Genomic DNA, 7042 nt, shown 5'->3' with positions numbered 1-7042 from the left:
GCCCGCGGTGATGCTGGGGGCGATCGAGGAGCCGGCGACGTAGAAGCCGAAGAGGGCGCAGACGATGGCGTGGGAGACCTTTAGTCCGTCCCTGCGGAAGAACAGGAAGGCGATGGTGCCGAACAGGACGATGCCGGAAATCGAGAGGATCACGTTCTGCTCCTCAGGGAGGGGGACGGGGACCGTGTCACTGGAAGTGTCCCAATCGTGACAAAAAGTAATAGATGATGGAACGGCGCAAATGGGTGGTTCTGCCGTTCAAGCCGTTCAATACCGCCCCGGGGGCGGATGGGGGTATGTGAAGCGGCCGGGGTGTCGGCCTCGCTCCACACGGATTCGGTGTGGCGAGGCATTCCCGGCGGGTGGGCGGGAAGTTTCCGGGGGGTCCGGGAAGTTCCCCCGAATGGCTGCGCGGCCCGCGCGGCCGTGTGCTCCCGCGTCCGCGCGCGGGGCGGGTCGGCAACCGGAATCCGGACGCGTGGTGGCCCGGTCCGGCCCCGGCCGCTAGCGTGCGGTACGCACGGCACTCCCATCCGCCCTCAGGAAAGGCAGCCAGTCATGACCGACGCCCCCGACGCCGAGGTGATCGCGCTCGCCGGGAAGCTCTTCGACGCCGCCCGGACCGGAGACACCGCCGCCCTGACCGCCGCCGTCGACGCGGGTGTCTCCGCGGACCTCACCAACGGCAGCGGCGACACCCTGATCATGCTCGCCGCCTACCACGGCCACGCCGCCGCCGTCGAGGCGCTGCTGGAGCGCGGCGCCGACCCGAACCGGGCCAACGACAAGGGCCAGACCCCGCTGGCCGGCGCCGTCTTCAAGGGCACCGTGGACGTCGTCGACGCGCTGCTGGCCGGTGGCGCCGACCCCAGGGCCGGCTTCCCGTCCGCCGTCGACGCCGCCGCGATGTTCGGCAAGACGGAACTGCTCGCCCGGTTCGAGGGCCGGTAGACCGAGGTCGTAGGCTCTTCGACCATGGAGAGCACCGCCACCCGGGACACCGGCACCGTCGAGTTCCGCATCACCGGCTACGCCCACCCGGACGCCCAGGCCCTGTCGGCGGAGGTCCAGCAGGAGTACGTGCGCCGCTACGGCGACCCGGACGAGACCGTCCTGCACCCCGAGGACTTCGAGGAGCCGGCCGGACTGTTCATGATCGCCTACCTGGACGGCCGCCCGGTCGCCTGTGGCGGGTGGCGGGCCAAGCAGGCCGGCCCCGACGGGCTGCGCGACGGCGACGCCGAGCTCAAGCGGATGTTCGTGATCCCCGCAGCCCGGGGCCGCGGCCTGGCCCGGGCGGTGCTGCGCCGCCTGGAGCGGACCGCCGTCGAGGCCGGGCGCAGCCGCTTCATCCTGGAGACCGGCACCGAGCAGCCCGAGGCGATCGCGCTCTACGGGTCCGAGGGCTACTCCGCGATCCGGAAGTTCGGTATCTACAAGGACCACGCGCAGAGCATCTGCCTCGGCAAGGAGCTCGCGGCGGCGGTCTGAGCGACGGCCGCTCCGGGCGGTCCCGGGTCAGGCCTTAGGGAGACGGATGAGCCACCGACCGCCCGGAGCCGACCGGCTCCCCGCCCTGGCCGCGCCCGGCGGGGAGCTGGACCGGCTGGTCCGCGACGGCGTGCGCACCGTCGGCGCGGGCGCCGTCTGGGCCGTCGGCGACGCCGGGGGCGCGCTGGGCGGCGGCAGCCACGGCACGCTCGGGCAGGGCCCGTACGCCGGGCTCGCGCCGGGGCCGGACACGCTGTACGACCTCGCCAGCCTCACCAAGATCGTCGCGCTCTGGCCCTGCGCCGGGGCGCTGTGGCAGTCCGGGCGGCTGCCGCTGGACGAACCGCTCGGCCGGTGGTGGCCGCCCGCCGCCGGCCACCCCTCGGAGATCCTGACGGTACGTCAACTCCTCGCGCACACCGCCGGCCTGCTGCCCCACACCCGCTTCGCCCGGCTCTACGGGCCGGAGCCGGCGGCGATCCGGGCCGGGGTGATCGCCGCCCCGCTGCACCGCGCCCCCGGCACCGCCGTCGAGTACACCGACCGCGCCGCCGTGCTGCTCACCTACCTGGTCGAGGACCTCGGCGGCGCACCGCTGGACGAACTCGCCGCGCGCTGGGTCTGGCGGCCGCTGGGCATGGCCGACGCCCGGTACGGGCCGCTCGGCCCGGCCGAGACCGCCCGTACCGCGCCCACCGAGTACGAGGAGTCGCTCGGCGCCCACCTGCGCGGCGTCGTGCACGACCCCTCCGCCCGGCTGCTCGGCGGCGTCTCCGGCAACGCCGGGGCCTTCGCCACCGCCCGCGACCTCGCCCGCTTCCTCGCCGCCGTGCTCGCCCCGCCGCCCCGACTGCCGTGGGGCGAACGGTGGATCGCCGAATCGCTGCGCGAACAGACCGGCGGCCTCACCCCCGCCCGCGGCCTGTCCTGGCTGTACGCCCCCGGCACCGATCCCGCCGACGGCACCTTCGTCCACTACGGCTTCACCGGCACCGGCATCTGGGTCTCCCGCCGCCTCGGCCGCTGGGCGCTGCTGCTCACCAACAAGGTGCACTACGACCGGAGCACCCAGCCGCTCACCGACCTGCGCAACGCCTTCCGGCGGTCCGTCTTCGGGTAGCACCCGATCGGGTGGATTAGGTATGAACGGCCTTCGACGGTATGGCGGTTGCGGCAGAGTGGCCGTGACGGAGGCAGCCGGCGGAGGAGGCGCGATGACGGACACCTGGGCACTCTCGGAGGAGGAGTGGCTGGCCGGGCTGGTCCGCGCCTACACCGGGTGCAGCGTGCTGCTCACCGACGAGACGGGCAAGGTGCTGCTGCTGAAGGCCAGTTACCGCGACCAGTGGCAGTTCCCCGGCGGCGGGATGGACCGGGGCGAGGGCCCCGCCGAGTGCGCCGCCCGCGAGCTGTACGAGGAGACCGGGCTGGTGGCGGGCGAGCTGCGGCTGCTGGTGGTGGAGTGGCGCGATCCCATCCCGGGCCAGGGTGAACACGCGCACCCCGCCGTGCAGTTCATGTTCGACGGCGGCACCGTCGAGGCGGGCGCGGCCGTCCGCCTCCAGGCCGAGGAGATCGCCGACCACGGGTACTTCACCCCCGCCCGGGCCGCCGCCCTGCTGCACCCCTGCGCGGCGCGCCGGCTCGCCGGGGCCCTGGAGGCCCGGCGGACCGGCGCCGCCGCGCTGCTGCACTCGGTGGGCTACCTGGGCTGACCTCGGCCGATCGCCGGTCAGATCAGCGTGCTCCAGTAGTACCAGAACCGGTTGAGGACCAGCAGAGCGATCACCGTGGCCCACAGCACCGGCAGCGCCCAGTGGTAGCGCGCCGCCTCCCGGACGACCACCCGCAGCCGCGGACCCACCGGGATCACACCCGTCCGCAGGTTGTGCAGCGTGGTGTACCAGAACAGCACCACCACCGTGGCCCACACCACCATGCAGTACGGGCACAGCGCGCCGATGTCGTACAGCGCCTGGTCGACCAGCCAGTGCACGAACACCACGCCCAGCGCCGTCCCGCCGTGCAGGCCCAGCCAGAACCAGCGCCGGTACCCGGCGCCGGCGAGCAGCCCCGCGCCGATCGCCGCCAGCGCGCCGAAGGCGGCCAGGCCGAGCAACGGGTTCGGGAAGCCGAAGACCTCGGCCTGCTCGGTGCGCATCACCGAGCCGCAGCTGATCACCGGGTTGAGGTTGCAGCTGGGGACGTAGGACGGGTTCTCCAGGATGCGGAGCTTGTCGAAGGTCAGGACGGCCGAGGCGGCCAGTCCGATCAGCCCGCCGAGGAACAGCAGGATCGCGAAGGCCCGGCTCGCGCCGACCGGGCCTCGGCCGGCGGCGTCGGGGGCGGGACGGGAGAGGTGCACAGAGGTCGCGGCAGTCAAGGCAGCACACTCCGGTGGCTGGCTGGGAGGGGCCGGCCCGGCCGGGAGTTCGGCCGGGCCGGTGGTGCCGTGCGATGCGGCCGGGTCGGCCTACTGGAGGCCGGCGGCCTGCTTCACCTGCGCGGTGAACTGGTCCGGCGACGCCGGGGCGTTGCCGGCGAACAGGGTGATCGTCTTGCCGTCGACCTTGACCGTCGGGGTGCCGGTCACCTGGCTGTTGTTGAAGGCGTCGGCGACCTTCGCCGCCCACGGTGCGTAGGTCTTGTCGGTGACCGCCTTCACGAAGGCGTCCGTCTTCAGCCCGGGCACCTGGCCGGCCAGGTCCAGGATGTGGTTGACGTCGCCGAAGCCGTCCTCGCGCTCGTCCGGCTGGTTGGCGTACAGCACGTCGTGGAAGGCCTTGAACTTGTCCACGCCCTCGTTCAGCGCGGCGCCGGCGGCGGCCAGCGCGGTGCGCGAGCCCTTGCCGCCGAGGTTCTTGTCCAGGAAGGCCGCCAGGTGGAACTCCACCTTGATCTGACCGTCCTCGGTGAGCTTCTTGACGGCCTCGCCGTTCGCCGCCTCGAAGTGCTTGCAGACCGGGCAGCGGAAGTCCTCGTAGACCTCCATGGTGTGCGGGGCGTCGGCCTTGCCGTAGGTGATCACCGTGCCGTCCGGGCCGGTGGCGTTGGCCGGCACGACCAGCGGGGCCGAGGACGCCGCCGAGGCCTTGTCGTCCTTGCCAGAGGCCGAGTTGATGGCGACCGCGACACCGCCCGCGAGGGCGAGCACGGCGACGGCGGAGACCGTCACGACGATCCGCTGACGGCGCTTGGCGGCCTGCTTCTCGCGGCGCTGCGCCTCCTGGATCCGCTCGCGGGCACTGATCAGCTTGGCCTCGCGCTTGGTGGGCTTCTGTGCCATGGGGAAGTCAACTCCTGTACGCGGCGCGCGGGTGCGCGCGGGGAGCCGCACGGGGTGCGGCGGGATCGGGTGAACGCGGGAGTCGTGCGCACTGCCTGCGGGCGTACGGGGGTTCCGAGCCCCGGTGGGCCGGTGACGGGAAAGCGGTCAGCAGGCAGGCGCGAAGGCCGGCGGACCACGCCGGGGCGCCGGGCTCAGCACCACGTCCTCGCGGCGCGGCCGCTCGCGGTCCGACACCGGCAGAGGCACCCGCAGCACCGGGCGGGCGGGGGCGGGGAGCAGCAGCAGGACCAGCGCCCGCAGCGGGCGGGTCAGCGACTGGCGCAGCGCGCGCAGCGCCCGGGCCAGGCCCGACAGCGCCGCGTCGCCCATCCGCAGCCAGGCCGAGGCGGCCAGCGCGATCACCAGGTGCACCAGCAGGAGCAGCAGCTGCGTCGCGGCGGGCGCCAACTGCCCGGCGTGGCCCAGCGGGCCGCCCAGCAGCGAGCCGTCCATCGAACCACCGCCGCAGACCAGCAGGTTGACCCCGCGCGCGGACACGTGCTCGGACAGGATCGGCCCACAGCCGGTCTGGCCCAGGTTGAACGTGGTGTTGAGCAGCAGCTCGACCGGCACCATCACACCGGAGATGTGCAGCAGCCGCCGCTCCCCGCCGGCCAGCGCGGCCGAGACCAGGAAGACGACGGCACTCGCCGTGGCCACCAGCGACAGCGGCAGCGGGCGACCGGTGATGACCACCTGGCCCAATGCGGCCATGGGCACGGCGAGCGCGGTGAACACCGCGGCCCGCAGGGCCCTGGTCACATGGGTGGAGGTCGTCACGCTCCGGAGTATGCCATGGCACTCACACCTGGCACGAGGGCACATCGGCCCTGGACATCGCGCGGACATCGCGTGACGTCGCCTCAGTGGCCCGCGCGGGCTCGACAGCGGCCGTCTCCCGACTAGCCTGGAAGGCGTTCCCGCTGATAGGGGTGCGCATCCATGGCCAGGCCCGAAACCACGGTGGGGCAGGTGCTGCTCGACCGCATCGAGGCCCAGGCGGTGGTGCTGGCCGGACTGGACGACGCCGTCCGGGCGGACGAACCCGACGCCGTCCACCGGATGCGGGTCGCCTGCCGGCGGCTGCGCAGCGCCCTGCGGACCTTCCGCCGCTTCCTCGCCCCCGGCGCCACCGACACCCTGGTCGCCGACCTGCGCTGGCTGGCCGCCGCGCTCGGCCGCTCCCGGGACTACGAGGTGCTCGCCGAACGCCTGGCCACCCAGGCCCGCGAGCTGCCCGCCGAGTGCGGGCCGGAGCGGGTCGCGGGAGCGCTGGAGCGGTGGGGCGAGGCCGAGTACCGCCGGGTGTGGCCCGAGGTGGTCGCCGCCCTCGACAGCCCCCGCCGCCGCGCCCTCGCCGACGCCCTGACCGCCCTGCTCGCCGAGCCGCCGCTGCGCCCGCGGGCCACCAGGGCCGCCCGCCCCGAGCTCTCCCGCATCGCCGCCCGGGAACAGCGCCGCACCGCCGAGCGCGTCCGCACCGCGCTCGCCGCCGACCCGGCGGAGCGTGACCGCGCTCTGCACGAGGCCCGTAAGGCCGCCAAGCGCGCCCGCTACGCCGGCGAGACGGCGGCCCCGGCGGTCGGCGAGGCGGCGGAGCGGTACGCGGAACGGATGAAGGCCGTCCAGGAGGTGCTCGGCGAGCACCAGGACGCGGTGGTCGCCGCAGGGGCCCTGGCCGACCAGGCGGCGGCCGGCGGCGAGCCCTTCGGCTACGGCGCGCTCTACGCCCGCCAGCTCGCGGCGGCCGAGGCGGCGCGCGGCCGGCTGGCGGAGGTGTGGGCGGGGGCGGGCAAGCGGAAGCTGGCGCGGTTCGGTTAGGGCCCGTCCTCCGGGACGGCTCGCTCGCCGGGGCCAGCCGGCGCTCGTCCTGGAACTCCTCCGGGATCTCGTCCTCCCACGGGTCGATGCCCCGGCGTCCGAGCTCGTCGAACCAACGCTCCCGGTTCGGCTAGCCGGTCGGGCTGAGCCCCGCCGAGCGGGCCGCCTCGCGCAGCAGGTCGTGGAGCATGGCGGTGGTCAGCCGGCCGGTGTTGGTGTTGCGCGGGCTCACGTGGTAGCAGCCGTACATCCGCAGGTCCGAGCCGCCGTCGCGGGCGGGGAAGGTGACCTGCGCGGCGTGGCCGAAGGCCGGGCGGGGGCGCGGGACCAGCCAGCCGGCGTCCGCGATCACCGGCAGCATGGCCTGCCAGGCGAAGGCTCCGAGGGCGACGACCGTCCGTA

Annotated in this window: 8 protein-coding genes and 1 pseudogene; 5 read left to right on the top strand and 4 right to left on the bottom strand. The window is 74.3% G+C overall.

Features of this window, described 5'->3' with window-relative positions:
• The first annotated feature begins 558 nt into the window (after positions 1-558).
• The 4 genes from J0670_RS25380 to J0670_RS25365 all read left to right on the top strand — a co-directional run bounded on the left by J0670_RS25380 (position 559) and on the right by J0670_RS25365 (position 3206).
• Entirely contained in the window at positions 559-951 is a 393-nt protein-coding gene (locus tag J0670_RS25380; protein ID WP_207813981.1) for an ankyrin repeat domain-containing protein, read from the top strand.
• A gap of 24 nt (positions 952-975) precedes the next feature.
• The gene (locus J0670_RS25375; protein WP_207813980.1) at positions 976-1491 is read left to right on the top strand and encodes a GNAT family N-acetyltransferase; all 516 of its coding nucleotides are present in this window, start codon (positions 976-978) and stop codon (positions 1489-1491) included.
• Between the two features lie 46 nt (positions 1492-1537).
• Entirely contained in the window at positions 1538-2611 is a 1074-nt protein-coding gene (locus tag J0670_RS25370; protein WP_207813979.1) for a serine hydrolase, read from the top strand.
• A gap of 94 nt (positions 2612-2705) precedes the next feature.
• A complete protein-coding gene (locus J0670_RS25365) occupies positions 2706-3206 on the top strand; it encodes an NUDIX hydrolase (protein ID WP_207813978.1) in 501 nt (166 codons plus the stop codon).
• 17 nt (positions 3207-3223) lie between these two features.
• Here the strand turns inward: J0670_RS25365 and J0670_RS25360 are convergent, their stop codons facing one another.
• The 3 genes from J0670_RS25360 to J0670_RS25350 form a co-directional block, all read right to left on the bottom strand.
• Positions 3224-3874, bottom strand: coding sequence for a vitamin K epoxide reductase family protein (locus tag J0670_RS25360; protein WP_207813977.1), 651 nt, complete (start codon positions 3872-3874; stop codon positions 3224-3226).
• Between the two features lie 90 nt (positions 3875-3964).
• Positions 3965-4777: a thioredoxin domain-containing protein gene (locus J0670_RS25355; protein ID WP_207813976.1), complete on the bottom strand. Its 813-nt coding sequence runs from the start codon at positions 4775-4777 to the stop codon at positions 3965-3967.
• 147 nt (positions 4778-4924) lie between these two features.
• Positions 4925-5599 (bottom strand): hypothetical protein, encoded by a 675-nt coding sequence (locus J0670_RS25350; RefSeq protein ID WP_207813975.1) that lies wholly within the window; start codon positions 5597-5599, stop codon positions 4925-4927.
• Between the two features lie 162 nt (positions 5600-5761).
• On the opposite strand from J0670_RS25350, the gene J0670_RS25345 reads away from it, so the two are divergent.
• Positions 5762-6640: a CHAD domain-containing protein gene (locus tag J0670_RS25345; protein ID WP_207813974.1), complete on the top strand. Its 879-nt coding sequence runs from the start codon at positions 5762-5764 to the stop codon at positions 6638-6640.
• Positions 6641-6770: 130 nt separating this feature from the next.
• Here J0670_RS25345 and J0670_RS25340 read toward each other — a convergent pair.
• Positions 6771-7042: pseudogene (locus tag J0670_RS25340) on the bottom strand (uracil-DNA glycosylase); the annotation flags it as partial.

It is taken from the genome of Streptomyces sp. FH025 (genome assembly GCF_017427025.1).
Taxonomy (GTDB): domain Bacteria; phylum Actinomycetota; class Actinomycetes; order Streptomycetales; family Streptomycetaceae; genus Kitasatospora.
This window is presented reverse-complemented; position numbering and strand designations above follow the sequence as displayed.